Raw genomic sequence first — 17,560 nt, forward strand, 5'->3', positions numbered from 1 at the left:
AGTGGCTGACGTCAAGCTGTCCGGCGTGCACAAATATTACGGCAACGTGCACGCGGTTCGAGGGGTGGATCTTACCATCACCGATGGCGAATTTGCCGTGCTCGTGGGGCCATCCGGCTGTGGCAAGAGTACTCTCTTGCGGACGATCGCCGGCCTTGAAGACCCCGACAGCGGAGCGATCGCGATCGGCGGCGCAGTGGTCAACGATCTGCGCCCGCGCGAGCGCAACATCGCAATGGTGTTTCAAAATTATGCGCTCTATCCCTATTTGACCGTCAACGAGAACATCGCATTCGGTCTGCGCGCCCGCAAGACTCCAGAGATCGAAATCAGGAAGCGGGTCAGTGAAGCCGCCGAGATGCTCGGCATCGGCAATCTCCTCCAGCGCTATCCACGGCAGCTCTCTGGTGGACAGCGTCAGCGCGTCGCCATCGGCCGCGCCATCGTCCGTAAGGCCGACCTGTTCCTGTTCGACGAGCCGCTCTCGAATCTCGACGCTCAGCTGCGCGACGAGATGCGGGCCGAGATCAAGCGCCTGCATCACGAGATCACGACGACGATGATCTACGTCACCCACGACCAGATCGAGGCGATGACGCTCGCCGACCGCATCGTGCTGCTGCGCGACGGAAAGATCGAGCAGCAGGGGGCTCCTCTCGAGCTGTTCGAGCAGCCCCGTACGGGGTTCGTGGCAGGCTTCCTCGGCTCTCCCTCGATCAATCTCATTCCGGCGACCCTCAAGACAGACGGCCCCGTCGCAGCCGTGGTGTTTCAGTCCGGCGGTGAACTGAAGCTTCCGAGCGCAAAGGCCATGTCACTGGCCGGAGCGCAAGGGCGAGAGATTCTCGTAGGCATTCGGCCCCAGCATTTCAGTCGGGCCGGCGGAGGACCTCTCCGCAATGGGGTGGTTTCTTATTCGGCCGTCGCCGATCTCATTCAGCCGACAGGGACCCGAACCTTCACCACGATCAAGATCGGCGGCGTGGATGCGGTTGCCGAGCTGCAGGCCCATGACGTCAGAAGCCATGGCGAGCGGATCGATCTCGCCATCGACCTCAATCGCGTGGTGCTGATCGATCCAGTCAGCGGTGTGGTCATCGCTTAACGAGAGTAACATTCGAGAACGGGAGGGATGAATGGCGTCGAGACTATTTGCAACCGGAATTGGCGCGCCGGAGGGTCCAGTGTGCCTGCCGGACGGTTCGATGTATGTCACGGAGATGTCCGCGTCGACCCTTTGCGTCACGCGGCTCGATCCCCGCGGCAATCGCCGCGTGATCCTTACGACAGGTGGCCGTCCGAATGGACTGACGACCGATGGCCACGGCCGGATCTGGATCGCGGAAGCCGGCCTCCGGGCGCTGATCTGCATCGACGAAGACGGAAACGAGGTCCGGCGCATGCAGGGCGAGGGCGCGGAGCGCTTTCTGTTTCCGAACGACCTCTGCTTCGGCCCGAACGGATTGCTCTACATGACCGATTCCGGCATGGCCGCCGAGGATTTTATCGACGGCCAGGCCTTCGTCGCTCGCTATATGGACCTCGATTGGGACGGCCGCGTGTATGAGATCGATCCGGCGGCGATGAAGGTGCTGCGCGTTCTCGATCGCAAGATTCGCTTTACCAACGGCATTGCTTTCGGTCCCGACAATCACCTTTATGCCAACGCGTCCTTCACCGGCGAAATCTATCGATATGACGTGCTCGGCGAGTCATCGCCGAGGCGCGAGGTTTTCAGTAACGTCCTCCAACCGGACGCCAATCCCGATTTCAAAGGGCCGGACGGGATGGCCTTCGGCACCGACGGCCGGCTCTATTGCACGGTCTACAACCAGAAGAACGTCACGGTGCTGGACCGACGGGGTGAGGTCGCCGGTCGCCTGATCCTGGACGGACCGCAGCCGACGAATTGTGCGTTTGCGCTCGAAGGCAGAAAGCTACGCGTCACTGAGGTCGGCAAGGGCCAGGTCGAGGAGATTGACATGGCCTGCGATGGCCTGCCGCTGCATCTGCCGAAATTCGCCTGACGAGATGCCTTGGCGATGTTTCCCGCGAGGGCGCCTCGCCCGTTATCAAAGGAAGCCGATCGATAGCCAGGGCAAGGCGGCAACGATCAGCGTGCCGATCAGGAGCGCGATCATATAGCCCACGATCGGCTTCATGCCCTCGTCCGGATTGATGCGGCTGATTGCGCAAGCCGCGTAGTAGCCGACGCCGAACGGCGGCGCGAATAGGCCGATGCCCATGGCGAGGACGACGACCATCGCGTAGTGAACATCATGCACCCCGACCTGCCGCGCGATCGGGAACAGAAGCGGACCGAACAAGACGATGGCAGGAATCCCTTCCAGCACGCTGCCCAGGATCACGAAAGTGACGATTGTGACGGCGAGAAACACAGGCACGCCGCCGGGAAGGTTGGTCATGAACTTGGCAAGAGAGGCAGAAAATCCCGACTGGGTCAGCGCCCAGGCCATGCCCGTCGCCGCGCCAATGATGAGCAGGATCGCCCCGGACAGCGATGCCGTCTCAACCAGCATCGGATAGATGCGCCGCCAGTCGAACTGGCGATAGATGAAGAGACCCGCACAGGCTGAGTACAGGATGCCGATGGTCGAGACCTCCGTTGCCGTTGCGACGCCTTCGACGACGGCGGTCCGGATCACGAATGGCAGCGCGATGGCCGGAATCGCGATGACAAACGCGCGGCCGATCTGCCGTCCCGTCGCCCGCTTGACGTGAGACAGGTCCTCGCGGCGGTATCGCCACCACACCACGGCCGCGAGCATGACGGCAAGCACCACGCCGGGAAGCAAGCCGCCGGTGAACAGGGCCGAGATCGAAACGCCGGTGACCGAGCCGATCGTGATTAGAACCAGTGACGGTGGAATCGTCTCGGTCTGCGCGCCGGTTGCCGCGAGAAGCGCAACCAGATCGCCTGGCTTGGCTCCCCGCTGCCGCATCTCGGGAAACAACACCGGAGCTACCGCAGCCATGTCCGCCGCCTTGGAGCCGGAAATGCCAGAGACCAGATACATCGCCCCGACCAGCACGTAGTGCAATCCACCGCGTACGTGGCCTAAGAGGCTCGCCAGAAAGCTGACCATGGCGCGCGCCATGCCCGTCATCTCGATCAGAAGGCCGAGAAAGACGAAGAGAGGCACCGCAAGCAGGATCAGGTGGCTCATGCCCTCATCCATTCGTCCGATCATCACCACGTCGGGGGTGCTGGTTGTCAGGGTGAGATAGCCGACCGTGGCCAGGCCGAACGCGAACGCGATCGGCACGGCCGCGAAGACCATGGCGCCAACCACGACAACGAAGAAAATCAGAAGATTTAGATTGCCGAGCGGATTCAAGACCGGCGCCAGCAGAACGAACGTCGCGATGATGCCCGCAACGATCGCCAAGGACGCCAGCAGGCTGCGCAGGCTCGCGATGCGGATGAGCCGGAGGACCGCTGCGATCAGCATCAATCCGATCCCGATCGGCAAAGCGGCCGCACGCCAGCTATTGACGATCTCGAGCGCCGGCGTGGTGACGAATGCCTCGTCTGCGGCGAATTCATAGGCGGGCCAGACGACGAGGACGAGAAATGCAAGTGACGCCGCAGCCGCGACGACGTCCAGAAATGCACGAACCTGAACACTGAGAACACCGACGATGGCGGTCATCCGCATGTGCTCGCCGCGCTGGAACGCAATCACGGAACCGAACATGGCGAGCCAGAGGAAGAGAATGCCCGCGAGTTCGTCGGACCAGATGATCGGCGAGCGGAACACGTATCGACCCACGATGCCGGCAGACAGCACCGCAATCTCCGCCAGCACGAGCAGTGCTGCCGGGACCGCGACGACATGACCAAGCGCCGTGTTCGCCGTTATCACCCAACTGCGCCGGCCTGCCTGCGACGCGCCGGCCGCCATACCGGCATCGACATGGGGCGTATGGCTCATGCTGGTCATGATAGCTGGCCCGCCGCTTTTTCGAGCTGGGACCATGCCTCCTCGCCAAACTTGGCTTTCCAGTCGGCGTAGAAGCTGGTTTTAGACAAGGCCTGACGGAAGGCGGCGCGATCGACGTCGATGAATTTGAGACCCTTGGCCGAGAGGTCAGTGCGCAGGGACTGGCTGAGCTTTGCGATGTCGGCGCGCTGATCGATGGCGGAGCGGTCAAGCTCGCGTGCCACGATCCCCTGCACGTCCTTGGGCAGGCGCTCGAAGGCGCGCTTGTTGCCGAGGATCCAGTAGCCGTCCCAGACGTGCCCCGTCAGGCTGCACGTGCTCTGGACTTCATAAAGACGCGCGGTCGCAATGATTGGTAGCGGGTTCTCCTGCCCGTCGACGACCTTGGTCTGCAACGCGGAATAGACCTCATTGAAGTTGATCGGCGTCGATCCGGCGCCGAGGGCCTTGAACAGCGAGGTCAGCAGCGGCGCGGGCGGAACACGGATCTGGAAATTCTTCAGGTCATCCGGGGTGCGGATCTCGCGGCTGGACGAGGTCACCTGGCGAAAGCCGTTGTCCCAGGTCTTCGACACCGCCATGATCGGCGTCTTGGCGATCTGCGCCCGGATGTAGGTGCCGAGCTCGCCGTCCATCGCCTTCCACACGCTGTCGTAGTCGGCAAACGCGAAGCCGGTATTCACGATGCCCGCGCTAGGTACCAGGGTGGCAAGGATCGAGGAGGATTGGTTGAAGAACTCGACGCCGCCGCTGCGAACCTGCGTCAGCAGCTCGGTATCCGAGCCGAGCTGATTGGCCGGGAACAGCCTGATCTCCAGCCGGCCGCTGGTCGCTTCGCGGATGCGGTCGATCGCCTCTTGCGCGCGGATGTTCACCGGATGGGTCGGGTCCTGTCCGGTTGCGAACTTGTAGACGAACTCGGCGGCAGACACTGGACGGGTCAGAATCCCGCAGAGAGGTACGGCGCTCGCCGCCATCAATAGCGAACGGCGGCTGATGCGTCCGGGCTTCGAGACAGTCATGTTTTCCTCCTGATCCTGTATTGGCGTTGTGTCGGCTGCATCAGCCTGCGCTGGGCTTTCAGCTGTCCGGGCTCCTCGACCGCCCGCATTCGGGCAGGAGCCATGGCTCGCCCGCCGCGACATGCAGCGGGCGCAACTCTTCACTCGGATTTGGCCTGACTGGCGCTTAGTGCCGGTGCGCTAAAGCCACTGCTTGATCTGCCTTGCGACCTCGGCGGTGGAAATGCCGTAGCGGTCGTGCAGCGTCGGAAGTGCGCCGGCGTCAAGAAATTCGTCCGGTAATGCAATCTGCCGGAACGGCGGATGAACGCCTGAACGCATCAGGAGTGCGGCGACTGCCTCGCCAAGTCCGCCGATGGTCGTATGGTTTTCGGCAACGACGACCAGCCGGCCTGACTTGCCGGCTTCACGCAGTATCGTCTCCGCGTCGAGCGGCTTGATGGTGGGAACGTGGAGCACCGCAGCATCGACACGGTCGTCTTTCAAAGCTTGCAGGGCCTCGAGCGCGCGCATGGTCATGATGCCGGATGAGATGATCAGGACGTCCTTTCCGTCACGGATCAGCTTGGCCTTGCCGAGCTCGAACTTGTAGTCGTATTCGTCCAGCACGACCGGCACCTGGCCCCGCAGCAGGCGCATGTAGACCGGTCCCTGATGCGCCGCAATGGCGGGCACCAGCTGCTCGATTTCATGGGCATCGCAGGGATCGATGACCGTCATATTGGGCATCGCGCGAAACAGCGCGAGATCCTCTGCGGCCTGATGGCTCGGACCATAGCCCGACGTCAGGCCGGGCAATGCACAGACGATCTTCACGTTGCGGTCTTCCTCCGCGATGGTCTGGTGGATGAAGTCGTAGGCACGGCGCGAAGCGAACACCGCGTAGGTAGTTGCGAAGGGCATGAAGCCTTCGGCGGCAAGACCGGAGGCCGCGCCGAACAAAAGCTGCTCGGCCATACCCATCTGGTAATAGCGGTCCGGAAATTCCTTCGCAAAAATATGTAGGTCGGTGTACTTGCCGAGATCGGCCGTCATGCCGACCACGTCCGGGCGGCTGCGTGCAAGCTCGACGAGAGCCCTTCCAAAGGGCGCTGGCTTCGTCTTTTGTCCTTCAGCCGCGATCGACGCGATCATGGCCGAGGTCGTCAGGCGCGCCTTACCCGGCTGTGGTGCAGATCTCACGGTCTTCATACCTGCCTCCCAGCTTCCAGCGCAGCAAGCGCGAGCTGCCATTCGTGCTGCTCGACGCGGATGAAATGATTCTTCTCGCGCTGCTCCAGAAAAGGAACGCCCTTGCCCATCAGCGTGTCCGCGACGATCATCCGCGGCTTGGGCTCGGGATGAGACTTGGCGGCATCGAACGCGGCAATGACGGCATCGAGATCATTGCCGTCGATCCGCTGCACGAACCAGCCGAAGGCTTGAAGCTTCTCGACCAGCGGCTCGAACGCCATCACCTGCGTCGAAGGACCATCCGCCTGCTGATTGTTGACGTCGACGATGCCGATCAGATTGTCGAGCTTGTAGTGGCCCGCCGACTGGATGGCTTCCCAGACCGAGCCCTCGTCGAGCTCGCCGTCCGAGAACAGCGTATAAACCCTCGCCTCGGATTTCTTGCGCTTGAGCCCCAGGCTCATGCCGACGGCGATGCTGAGCCCAAGCCCGAGCGAGCCGCCCGACATTTCCATTCCGGGCGTGTAGGAGGCCATGCCCGACATCGGCAGGCGGCTCTCGTCGCTACCGTAGGTTTCGAGTTCTTCCTCGGGGACGATACCCGCCTCGATCAAAGCCGCATAGAGCGCGATGGCGTAGTGCCCGTTTGAGAGGAGGAAGCGGTCGCGGTCTTCCCAGGAGGGATCTTCCGGCCGGTAGCGCATCGCGTGAAAATAGGCCACGGCGAGGACGTCGGAGATGTCCAGCGCCTGTGCGATATAGCCCTGGCCCTGGACTTCGCCCATGCGCAGCGCATTGCGGCGAATGTTGTAGGCGCGATCCGCCAGCTTGGGCGTGTTGGTCAGCGTTTCCATCGATCTGGACCTTGTCTTGCGCTCAGTGGATGAGCATGCCGCCGTTGACGTCGATCACGGCACCAGTCACGTAGGCGGAGAGATCCGAGGCCAGGAAAGTGTAAATGCCGGCGACGTCGTCTGCCGTGCCGAGGCGATTGAGCGGAATGCCTTCCAGGATCTTCGCCCTCATCTCGTCGGTCAGCTTGCCCGCGGTGATATCGGTGCCGATCAGGCCCGGCGTCACGCAATTGACGCGGATGCCGTCCGGGCCGAACTCACGGGCCATCGCCTTTGCGAGACCGAGCACGCCAGCCTTGGCCGCCGAATAATGCGGGCCGCCAAAGATTCCGCCGCCGCGCTGGGCCGAAACCGAGGACATGCAGGCGATCGATCCGGACTTGCGCGCACGCATGTGCGGGATCACGGCCTGGGAGAGGAAAAGAACACCTTTCAGATTGACATCCTGAATGCGATCCCAGTCGGCCGCCGTAATTTCCAGGAGCTTCACCGGTTGGGTGATACCAGCATTGTTGATCAGAATATCGATGCTGCCGAAGGATTCGATCACCCGGGCAACAGCCTGCTCGCAGGACGACTTGTCGGCGACGTCGGACCCAAGGCCGATGTGGGATCTTCCAAGCGATGCTGCAGCATCCACAGCAGCGTCGGCATCGATGTCCAAAATGGCGACCCGAGCTCCCTCGGCAGCGAACCGCCGTGCCGTGGCAAGCCCGATGCCGCGCGGCGAGGCCGCGCCCGAAATGATGGCAGTCTTACCGCTGAGCAGCATCAGTTCCTCCCACTAATTGTTTTTCCTTTGCAAGGCTAGGAATGCACCGGGGAGGCGCAACAGACAAACGCACAGTTGTCACGGATGGATGAATCTGGTTCACTTATGGGATGCTATCAAACGTCCCGATATCGGCGATTCGCGCCTTTGAAGCCGCCGCCCGCACCGGATCGTTTCGCGATGCGGCGAATGAGCTTCACCTGACACCGAGTGCGGTCAGTCATGCCATCCGCAAGCTGGAGGACACGCTTCGGACCATTTTGTTCGAGCGCAGTGCGCGATCCGTGCGGCTCACGCCAGCCGGCGAGAATCTGATGCGCCACACGGGAGCGGCATTCGATCAGCTCCGCCGCGGCCTTGAAGAAGTTGCTGCGCGCGGACCGCAATTGGTGCGCGTCCACTCAGCCCCGAGCTTTGCCGCGCAATGGCTGGCACCACGGCTTGCACAGTTTCTCGCTGCTTATCCGAAGCTCGAAGTCCGCCTGGCTGCAAACACGGACTACGCGCGCTTCAGCAATGACGACTTTGATATCGACATCGTCTACGGTCCGCCGCGTGCTGAGGGTGTCGAGATTATTCCTCTGCCGGAGGAGACGGTCACCCCCCTCTGCTCCCCCGCTCTCGCGAAGTCGATAAGAAGACCGGCCGATCTCATGGAGCAGACGCTCATCCGCTCGGATGTCAAGCAGGTTCAATGGCACCAATGGTTCACGGCGAACGGATTGGAAGCCCCTGCGCTCCACGGCATGAGGTTCGATCGCAGCTTTCTCGCGATCGCGACAGCCGCGGAGGGTTTGGGAGTAGCGCTGGAATCGACGCTTCTAGCGGAACGCGAGTTGGCGAGCGGGCGATTGGTGGCTCCATTGGCAGGGCGCGCAAACGATATCAGCTACGTCGGCCACCGCCTAATCTACCCGCGCGCAGGCCGGCAAAGATCGGCGGTACGAGCTTTTGCAGATTGGGTTGTGGCACAACTCGGTGGTGGAGACGTTCGCTCCTCGCGGTGAGCGCAGCTCTGTCGCAATACCATACCCAAACAAGTCCAGAGCCTGCTCCATCCATCCGGCTCTTAGTGGCAGGAATGTGGTACCAAGGCTGCATCGGATCTAATTGCCTGAAAAGAAGCGAGGGCCAGAGAGGCCCTCGTAGTCAGGGAGGAAGCGGCAATCCAAAGACTCGATGGCATTTCTCCTACGACATTGTCGGCATGACGAATTCGGCACCGGCTCGTATTCCGGTTGGCCAGCGGCTGGTGACCGTCTTCATTCGCGTATTGAAGCGAATGCCCTCCGGACCGTGCATGTGGTGGTCGCCGAAAATCGAGGCCTTCCACCCACCGAACGAGTGAAAGGCCATCGGCACCGGAATTGGAACGTTGATGCCGACCATTCCGACTTTGATCTGATGGGCGAATTCGCGCGCGGCATCGCCATCACGTGTGAAGATCGAGGTGCCATTGCCGAATTCGTGTTCATTGATCAGGCGCGCCGCCGTCGCGTAGTCCGGCGCTCGAACCACCGACAGCACAGGTCCGAAGATCTCTTCCTTGTAGATCTTCATGTTCGGTTTGACATGGTCGAACAGGGTTCCGCCCACGAAGAAACCATTCTCGTAGCCCTGCATCCTGAACTTGCGTCCGTCGACCAGCAACTTTGCGCCCTCGGCGACGCCGGCATCGATATAGCTCCGGACCTTCTCTAGGTGCTGTTGCGTCACGAGAGGCCCCATCTCTGCCTCGCGGTCGGTACCCGGTCCGACCTTCAGGCCTCGGACCTTGGGTTCGAGCGCAGAGATCAGCTTAGCCGCCGTCCCCTCGCCGACCGGCACGGCAACCGAGATCGCCATGCAGCGTTCGCCGGCGGAGCCGTAGGCGGCGCCCATCAACGCATCGACCGCCTGATCCATGTCGGCATCTGGCATCACGATCATGTGGTTCTTGGCTCCACCGAGCGCTTGGCAGCGTTTCCCGTTATTCGCGGCGGTCGAATAAATGTATTGCGCGATCGGTGTGGAGCCCACGAAGCTGATCGCCGAAGTATCCGGGTGATGCAGCAGCGCATCGACAGCTTCCTTGTCGCCTTGCACCACGTTGAACACACCGTCCGGCAGACCGGCTTCCTTCAGCCACTCCGCCATGATGAGCGACGCCGACGGGTCGCGCTCAGATGGCTTCAAAATGAACGCATTGCCGCAGGCGAGAGCGACCGGGAACATCCACATCGGAACCATGACCGGGAAATTGAAGGGCGTGATTCCGGCGACCACGCCGAGCGGCTGGCGCGTAGAATAGCTGTCGACGGGTACCGACATTCTCGGTGAGTTCGCCCTTGAGGAGCTGCGGAGCGGCCGTGGCAAACTCGACCACCTCCATTCCGCGCTGAACTTCGCCCAGAGCGTCGGAGTGAACCTTGCCGTGCTCGGAGACGATCACGTCGGCAAGCTGACCTGCGCGATCCTCGAGGATCCGCAGAAAGCGATTGAGGACGCGTGCACGCCTGAGAGACGTCGTGTCGGCCCAACCCTGTGCCGCCCTGTTCGCGGCAGATACCGCGTCCGCCACCACGGCCGCGTTGGCGGCCACAACACGGCCCGTCTGCTCGCCCGTTGCCGGGTTGAAGACCGGCGAGCTTCGTTCGGTGCTACCCGGGACCTGCTTGCCATCGATGAAATGATTGATCTGCGTGACCACGAACGTCTCCTTCTAGATTCTGATCCGACGCGCACCTCGAGTCAGGCCGCTTTCATTCCCGCCATGTATTTGCCGATCACGCGCTTGTCGGCGCCCTCGGCTGACACTTCATGGACGATGCGACCCGCGCTCATGACGAGGACCCTGTCGACCAAGCCAAGCAACTCGTCCAGATCCTCCGAGATGAGCAGCACTGCGGCTCCGCCGTTCCGTGCCTCGACGATCCGGCGGTACGTTTCTTCGCACGCGACGAAATCAAGGCCGAACGTCGGATTTGACGCGACCAGCAATCGAACGTCTTGCGTGAGCTCCCGCGCCAGCACGGCGCGCTGCACGTTGCCGCCGGACAGCGTGCTCATGCTTGCGGTCAGGCTAGGCGCCTTGACACGAAATTGTGCGACCAGCCTCTCGGCCTGCTCTGCGAGCGCGCCGTAGTTCATTGCGATACCACGGCAGAGCGGCACCCGATCGAAATTACGCAGGGCAAGGTTCTCGGCCAGCGACATTCGATCGATGCAGGCGTTCTTCAGGGGCTCTTGCGGCAGTCCATAGACGCCGAGGCGAGCGATTTCCAGTCGCGTACCGTTGAACGATGAGCCGGAGACAGCAATCGTACCGCTGCGATCCCGCTGCCCCATCAGGGCCTCGACCAACTCCAACTGTCCATTTCCGGATACCCCGGCAATCCCGACGATCTCGCCTGCCCGCACCTCGAGCGAGAGATCTTTCACGGCGGGAAGGCCATTGTCGCCGTTCACGCGGAGGTCGCTGATGGAGAGGATAATATCGGACTTCGGCGGTGATTTCGGTGCGTGCTGCACGATCTTGCTGACGGGCTCTCCGATCATAGCTTCCGCAAGAGCGTCATCCGTCAAATCGGCGACGGCGCCCGTCCGCACCGACGCGCCTCGACGCAACACCGTCACGTCGTCGGCGAATCGGCGCACTTCATGGAACTTGTGGCTGATCAGGATAGCGCTGAGTTCGCCCGCCCGTGTCAGGCTGCGAACATGGCCGAGCACTTCATCGGCTTCTGCGGGCGTCAGCACCGAAGTCGGTTCGTCCAGGATGAGGAGCTTGCGCCCGAGATAGAGCTGCTTGACGATCTCCGCCTTCTGCTTCTCGCCCGCAGAGAGCTGCGAGACGCGCACGTCGAGCGGCACGTGAAACGGAAGCTTTTTGGTGACTTCTGCCAGCCGCCTCAGCTCGCTTTGCCAGTTGATATAGGCCGGCAATCTCGCACCGCTGACGACGAGATTTTGCGCCACCGTCATCGACGGCACGAGAGTGAAATGCTGATACACCATGCCGATGCCGAGCGCATCGGCATCCTTCGGCGAGTTCAGCCGATGCTCGCGCCCATCCACCTGGATGTGACCCTCGTCCGGATGGTAAAAGCCCACGAGGCATTTGACCAACGTGCTCTTGCCGGCGCCGTTCTCCCCGAGCAGCGCGTGGACGGTGCCCGAGCGGATCAGCAGCGATACGTTGTTCAGAGCGAGGTTTGCCCCGAAACGCTTCGTCATGTTCTTGAGCTCGACTTGAGGAACGCTCATCGGACTATCCTCCGAGGATGAATTCTCGTCACGGCGCTTCTCACCGGTGCAGCTTGAGCTCGCCCGGCGCATCGGCGAACGGAGCAGCCCGCGATGTGGACGCAACCATGATTGCAAGGGTCAGAATGTAGGGAGCCGCATTGAACAGGTAGTAGTAGCCGGTCACACCGATGCCCTGGAGCGCAGGACCGAGAGCCCCCGCCCCGCCGAACAGCAGCGATGCGCCCAGGGCGTTGACCGAACGCCAGCGGGCAAAGATGACGAGCGCGACAGCCATGATGCCTTGACCACTCGACAGGCCTTCACTCCAGCTCCCCGGATACGAAAGCGACAGGAAGCTGCCGCCGATGCCGGCGAGAAAGCCGCCCGCCATGGTTGCTATGATGCGCACCCGCAATACAGGAAACCCAAGCGCGCGTGCCGCATCCTCGCTATCTCCCACGGTGCGCAGCATCAGCCCCCAGCCGGTCCTGTTCAGGAAGACGTAGACCGCAAAAGCTAATGCAATTCCGACGAAGAACAGTGCGTTGACATCCAGCGCAGCTCGCACCTGCGGTACGCTTGACCAGAATCCGAGCGCGATCGAGGGAAGCGGCGGCGCCTTGGGCTCGATCAAGGGTTTGCCCAGGAAGAACGCGAGCCCCGTACCCAGCACGATCAGGCTGATGCCGATCGCGGTGTCGTTGACGCGCTTCACACTGCACAGCAGGCCATGCAGGAACCCAAAGGCCATTCCGGCGAGTCCCGCGGAAAGCACGCCGAGCCAGGGCGAGCCGGAGAGGTAGGAGATCGCGTATCCCGCCATGGCACCGAGCATTAGCGTACCTTCGAGGCCTAGATTGATACGCCCCGATTTCTCGGTAATCAGCTCGCCGATGCTCACGAAAATGAAGGGCGTCGACACACGGATCGCCCCACCCAGGATCGCAAGCGGCAGCGCAAGCCAGCCGATTGATGTAGGGTCCATTTCTTACCTCCGTGTCGTTTCTCGGAGTTGTTGCGCGATTGCATCCGCGACGAGGACGCAGACGAAGATCAGCCCCTGAAACACCAGCATTGTCGCATCCGGAAGTCCGAGGCGCCGTTGCAGCAAACTGGCGCTCGCCTGCATGCCGCCGATCAACAGCGCGACGGCGACAATCGCAAGCGGCTGGTGCCGCGCCAGAAAGGCGACGAGGATTCCGCTGTAGCCATAGCCGACGATGAGCGAGGAGTTGGCCGTCCCTTGCACTGCCGCCACCTCGATCGCGCCGGCAATGCCCGCCATGCCGCCTGCCACGACCGAGGCGCCGAGGATCCAGCGATTCACGGCAAGCCCGATCATCCTCGCGACCCGGGCACTTCCGCCAACCACTCGCAGCGCAAACCCCCAGCGGGTGTAGCGGAGCACGACATGTGCGGCGATCGCCAGCAATAGACTGACGGCAAGGCCGGCGTGAACGCCCACACCTGGCAGCGTCGGCAGCATGTGGGAGGGATCGATAGGGTGGGTCGACGGCTTGTCGAGACTTGCCGGATCGCGCAACATGCCTTCGGTCAGGTGGTGGAAGACGGCGATTCCGATATAGGACAGCAGCAGGCTCGAGATCGTTTCGTTGACGCCGCGATATTGGCGGAGCACACCTGCCAGACCGAACCAGAGCCCTCCGATCAAGGCGCCGGCCAGCAACATCAGGAGTTGCATGGGAAGCGCGTGCACTCCCGCGAACGGCAACGTCACAACGGCACCCGCGAGCCCGCCGAGCACCAAGGCCCCCTCGCCGCCGATAATCACCAGCCCCGCTTGCGCGGGGATCGCAACGGCGAGGCCCACGAGGACCAAAGGAGCTGCGCGTGACAAGGTATCCTGCCAGGCGAAGCTGCTACCGAAGCCGCCCTGGACGATCAGACCGAACACCGTGGCGGGGTTCTGTCCGGACAAGGCCACGAAGGCCGCAAAGACGGCGGAGGCGAGCAGCACCGCCAGGACAGGCAAGGCCACACTCAGTTGAGCTGCGGTTACCAGCGGCTTCGAAGGCACGGGTTCGATTCCGGAGATCGAAGACAAGAGCGCCTCCTAGACTTGGCCGATGATGCCTTCGACGAGATAATTGATGCCGTCGAGCGCACGGTCGTTGCTGCTCTGCATGATTCCGGCTGGGATGACGACGTTGCCCTTGTTGTCCTTGAGCGGTCCGCTGTAGATAACGCGCGTACCGCCGATGAGGTCTGCCCGTGCCGTCTCGGCCGCTGCGCGCGCCTCAGGCGTAACGAGTTTTCCAAACGGACTGTTCTTGACGAAATGATCGCCAAGGCCGGCACGGAGATAGTGCTCGGGCTTCTTGCCGCCACGCACGCTTCCGGCATAGACAAGATAGGGCGTGATCCAGTTCCACTCGGCTCCGGTGAGATAGCCGTTGGGAGCCACATCGGCCTGACTCGAGTGGTAGCCGCATGACATGACACCGCGCTTCTCCGCCGTCTCGATCACGACCTTCGGGCTATCGACCTGGGCGGCGATGACGTCGGCCCCTTGGTCGACCAACGTGTTCGTCGCTTCCGCCTCGCGCACAGGAAGCACCCAGTCGCCCGTGAAGATGACCTGCACCTGAATGGTCGGATCGACCGAGCGTGCGCCAAGCGCGAACGCGTTGATGCTGCGCAGAAGATTTGGCGTCGGCTTCGCAGCGACGAGGCCGAGCTTCTTGCTCTTCGTCATGTGGCCAGCGACGATTCCCGAAATGTACTGGGCCTCGAAGATATAGGCGTAGAACGTGCCGATGTTCTCGGGCATGCCCGCCGTCCACACGCCGCCGGTGTGAGCGAAGGTGACATCCGGATACTTGGCCGCCATCTCCAAGACGTGCGGCTTGAAGTAACCAAAGGACGTCGCCAGGATGAGTTGAGCGCCATCTTGACGGATCATGCCTTCCATGCTGCGCTGGGCCGCGATCGTTTCCGGAACGCGCTCCTCCTCCACCACCTTGATGCCGGTTTGTTTCTTGAGCGCCGCGGCGGCCTGCGCGTGGGACTGGTTGAAGCCGTAATCCTGCTTGGAGCCGGAGTAGAGAACTCCGACGGTGAGCGGCGTCTCCGCACGGGCAACGGTACTCTTGAGAACGAATGGTGCGGAGCCGGCAGCGGCCAGCATCTGGAGCACCGAGCGACGGTCGACAGGCTTCAAAGTCATGTTCCTCTCCGTTGAAGATTGCAATCAGCAGGTCACGACGAAATTCGTTCGGCAGCAGACGGCAGGCCGGGCGCACCACATGCGATGAGATCGGCTTCCAGCTCCCGCCTTTCAGCAGCGGACAGCGGCGTGACTGGCGAGCGCACGGCGCCGCCGGAAAGGCCGATCAGATCGCACCAATGCTTGACCGCTGCGTTCGGCATGTGGCCGCGCTTCAGCGGGTCCATGATCCACTTGTTGAAGATGATCCGCTGCGGCGCGAGTGAAGCACAGATGCGTGCTGCTTCGTCCGTCCGGCCGGCCGCTAACAGAGCCACGTATTCCGCGATCGGGCGAAACTCGCCGCGTTGATAGAGGTAAGGCTCGGGGTCGGCATAGAGGATCGACTGGCCCTCGGCCTGCATGTTGGCGAAGAAGTTCTCTTCCAACGGGTCCGACACCAGCACGCCGTTTCGCGCGGCCTGGCGAAGCGCCGCGTTCTCGGCTGCATTGCCTGTCGTTTTCAGGAGCTTGAGATTTGGGAGCGAACATAGCTGCGTGAAAACGCCCGGATCCAATGGGCTGCCCGCGGCGGTTCGCGCGTTGAAGATGACGATCGGCATCTCCAAGCGGACACAGACGTGGTGTAGATACGCGAACTGCTGCGCGGGGGATCGCGGCCCCGAGGTTGGGACCATCAGCACGGCGTGGCTGACGCCAAGCCGACGCGCGTGCTCGCCGAGCTCGATGGTTTCTTCCACCGAGGGACCCGAGATCACCACGGAAATCCCAAGGCGCCCGCCGGCCTCGTCTGCAATGACCTCGATGACACGCTTTCTCTCCTGCAGCGTGAGCGACCAGACTTCGCCGATCAACCCATTGCAGAACACGCCCGCCAATCCGGTTGCGATGTAGTGGCGGGCGTTCCGGCGGACTCCGGCCTCGTCGATGGCACCGGAGGCGTCAAACGGCGTGTGTATCGCCGCCCAGATTTCCGGGATCTTCCGCCCGATCGACATGCTTGCTCCCTTTCATCCGACCGGTCTATTCTATTTATCATGATAAACCGGATTTGCACGAATATGCCTATTATGGGAGAAGTGTCAATTGGGGAGTCGGTTCTTTGCCTGGCCCCGCGCCAGCTCGCCCCGGAGCCGACCCTGGAACCTATTGGCAGCTTTGGAGAATTCGGGAATGGCGGTCGAACTGGAAAAATTGCCGCGGCCGGGGGGGCGGCTGAAAATTCAAAAACGGGCCGATCTCGTCACCGAAGAGATCAAGCAGCTGATCACCCAGAAGAACCTTTGTCCGGGCGACAAGCTTCCCATGGAGAAGGAGCTTCAGCGACTGTTTTCGGTCAGCAAGAGCACGATCCGCGAGGCTCTTAAGTCCCTCGAGGTGCAGGGACTGATCACCATCAGCACCGGCCCGACTGGCGGGGCGACGATCATGGAGGTCCCGCTCGAGCGCACGTTTCAGCTGTTGCAGAACTACCTGTTTTTCAAAGAAGTCAGCATGGAGGACATCTATGCGGCGCGGCGCCTGCTGGAGCCGGAACTAGCTGCCGGCTCGGTGCCATTTCTGTCGGACGAGCAGCTGGATGCGCTCGAGCAGAACATTGAAACGTGCCAGCCGGCCTCGCAGGAGCCCTCTCTTCTGGTTCGCCAACGGCAGGCGGATCTCGACTTTCACGACATCCTGGCTGCCGCAAACCCCAATCCTTTCCTGCGCTTCGCATGCGAGCTGATCAACGAGATGCTCCGTCGGCTGGTCGTCTTCAGCACCCAGACGCCTCCGGAGGAGCACACGAGATTCGGATGCGCCAACGTCAAGATTCATACCGAGATTGCCAAGGCCGCCCGCGCGCGCGACAGCGAGCGCGTGCGCGCGCTCATGAAGGCGCATATGGAGGAAGCTTCAGAATACGTAAAGCGGCTGGACGGGCGTCTCGATGGTCGACTGATCCTCGACTCGGAAATGGCGCCGCGCCCTCGACCGCTGTCCTGATCAGCGTTCTACTTGCAGAAGGCGGTCAATTCAGCTCCCTCGTCAATTCAGCTCCCTCTAAGCGAACCAGTTTCGCACAAAAAACAACCTGATTGAAATGCAACGAACGCGGGTGAAATAGTCCGACAAATAGTCGGGATGGTGATGGCCAATGACGTTTAAGGCTGCCATCCTCTGCTCTTCACGTCGCCGAAAGCGGCCTTTCGACTGCCCCGATCCTTCGATGGCCTTGCCCTTCCGCACAGCTTCGGCAGCATCGCAAAACACCCCAAGGCACGCAACGGGTCGTGTCCCAGGGAGTGGTGTAGCTGATTAGCAAAGCCGCTCGCGAAGCGCGCCCCTACATAGCGCCGTAGCGAGCGAGCGGCTTTGCG

The 17,560-nt window shown here is 62.1% G+C and carries 14 protein-coding genes and 1 pseudogene; 4 read left to right on the forward strand and 11 right to left on the reverse strand.

Going from position 1 to position 17,560, the window contains the following annotated elements:
* Position 1 precedes the first annotated feature (1 nt).
* Together XH84_RS10380 and XH84_RS10385 are read left to right on the forward strand one after the other, a co-directional pair.
* Positions 2-1,105 (forward strand): ABC transporter ATP-binding protein, encoded by a 1,104-nt coding sequence (locus XH84_RS10380; protein WP_128948174.1) that lies wholly within the window; start codon positions 2-4, stop codon positions 1,103-1,105.
* A 31-nt stretch (positions 1,106-1,136) separates the two neighbouring features.
* Positions 1,137-2,027 (forward strand): SMP-30/gluconolactonase/LRE family protein, encoded by an 891-nt coding sequence (locus tag XH84_RS10385; RefSeq protein WP_128948175.1) that lies wholly within the window; start codon positions 1,137-1,139, stop codon positions 2,025-2,027.
* A gap of 45 nt (positions 2,028-2,072) precedes the next feature.
* Here the strand turns inward: XH84_RS10385 and XH84_RS10390 are convergent, their stop codons facing one another.
* From XH84_RS10390 to XH84_RS10410, 5 genes are all read right to left on the reverse strand, one after another.
* Positions 2,073-3,926 carry a TRAP transporter large permease gene (locus XH84_RS10390; protein ID WP_245471673.1) on the reverse strand — a complete coding sequence of 618 codons (1,854 nt, stop codon included), beginning with the start codon at positions 3,924-3,926 and terminating at the stop codon, positions 2,073-2,075.
* A 35-nt stretch (positions 3,927-3,961) separates the two neighbouring features.
* A complete protein-coding gene (locus XH84_RS10395; protein WP_128948177.1) occupies positions 3,962-4,987 on the reverse strand; it encodes a TRAP transporter substrate-binding protein in 1,026 nt (341 codons plus the stop codon).
* 180 nt (positions 4,988-5,167) lie between these two features.
* On the reverse strand, positions 5,168-6,178 hold the full coding sequence (locus XH84_RS10400; RefSeq protein WP_208757058.1) for a transketolase family protein: 1,011 nt from the start codon (positions 6,176-6,178) through the stop codon (positions 5,168-5,170).
* Positions 6,175-7,014, reverse strand: coding sequence for a transketolase (locus XH84_RS10405; RefSeq protein ID WP_128948179.1), 840 nt, complete (start codon positions 7,012-7,014; stop codon positions 6,175-6,177). Before XH84_RS10405 ends, XH84_RS10400 begins: the two co-directional genes overlap by 4 nt.
* Before the next feature lie 22 nt (positions 7,015-7,036).
* On the reverse strand, positions 7,037-7,786 hold the full coding sequence (locus XH84_RS10410) for an SDR family NAD(P)-dependent oxidoreductase (RefSeq protein WP_128948180.1): 750 nt from the start codon (positions 7,784-7,786) through the stop codon (positions 7,037-7,039).
* Positions 7,787-7,896: 110 nt separating this feature from the next.
* On the opposite strand from XH84_RS10410, the gene XH84_RS10415 reads away from it, so the two are divergent.
* The gene (locus tag XH84_RS10415; protein ID WP_128948181.1) at positions 7,897-8,793 is read left to right on the forward strand and encodes a LysR substrate-binding domain-containing protein; all 897 of its coding nucleotides are present in this window, start codon (positions 7,897-7,899) and stop codon (positions 8,791-8,793) included.
* Between the two features lie 184 nt (positions 8,794-8,977).
* Here XH84_RS10415 and XH84_RS10420 read toward each other — a convergent pair.
* The 6 genes and pseudogenes from XH84_RS10420 to XH84_RS10445 form a co-directional block, all read right to left on the reverse strand.
* Positions 8,978-10,475, reverse strand: a pseudogene (locus tag XH84_RS10420) (CoA-acylating methylmalonate-semialdehyde dehydrogenase).
* Between the two features lie 41 nt (positions 10,476-10,516).
* Positions 10,517-12,001, reverse strand: a complete 1,485-nt coding sequence (locus XH84_RS10425; RefSeq protein ID WP_245471671.1) for an ABC transporter ATP-binding protein — start codon at positions 11,999-12,001, stop codon at positions 10,517-10,519.
* Between the two features lie 70 nt (positions 12,002-12,071).
* On the reverse strand, positions 12,072-12,998 hold the full coding sequence (locus tag XH84_RS10430; protein ID WP_128948182.1) for an ABC transporter permease: 927 nt from the start codon (positions 12,996-12,998) through the stop codon (positions 12,072-12,074).
* Positions 12,999-13,001: 3 nt separating this feature from the next.
* Positions 13,002-14,078 carry an ABC transporter permease gene (locus XH84_RS10435; RefSeq protein ID WP_128948183.1) on the reverse strand — a complete coding sequence of 359 codons (1,077 nt, stop codon included), beginning with the start codon at positions 14,076-14,078 and terminating at the stop codon, positions 13,002-13,004.
* A 9-nt stretch (positions 14,079-14,087) separates the two neighbouring features.
* Complete coding sequence (locus tag XH84_RS10440; RefSeq protein ID WP_208757060.1) at positions 14,088-15,200, reverse strand: BMP family ABC transporter substrate-binding protein; 1,113 nt, start codon at positions 15,198-15,200, stop codon at positions 14,088-14,090.
* A gap of 32 nt (positions 15,201-15,232) precedes the next feature.
* Positions 15,233-16,198 (reverse strand): dihydrodipicolinate synthase family protein, encoded by a 966-nt coding sequence (locus XH84_RS10445; protein ID WP_128948184.1) that lies wholly within the window; start codon positions 16,196-16,198, stop codon positions 15,233-15,235.
* Positions 16,199-16,373: 175 nt separating this feature from the next.
* Between XH84_RS10445 and XH84_RS10450 the strand changes: the two genes are divergently transcribed.
* On the forward strand, positions 16,374-17,186 hold the full coding sequence (locus tag XH84_RS10450) for a FadR/GntR family transcriptional regulator (RefSeq protein ID WP_128948185.1): 813 nt from the start codon (positions 16,374-16,376) through the stop codon (positions 17,184-17,186).
* Positions 17,187-17,560 lie beyond the last annotated feature (374 nt).

The organism is Bradyrhizobium nanningense (genome assembly GCF_004114535.1).
In the GTDB taxonomy this organism is placed as follows: Bacteria; Pseudomonadota; Alphaproteobacteria; order Rhizobiales; family Xanthobacteraceae; genus Bradyrhizobium; species Bradyrhizobium nanningense.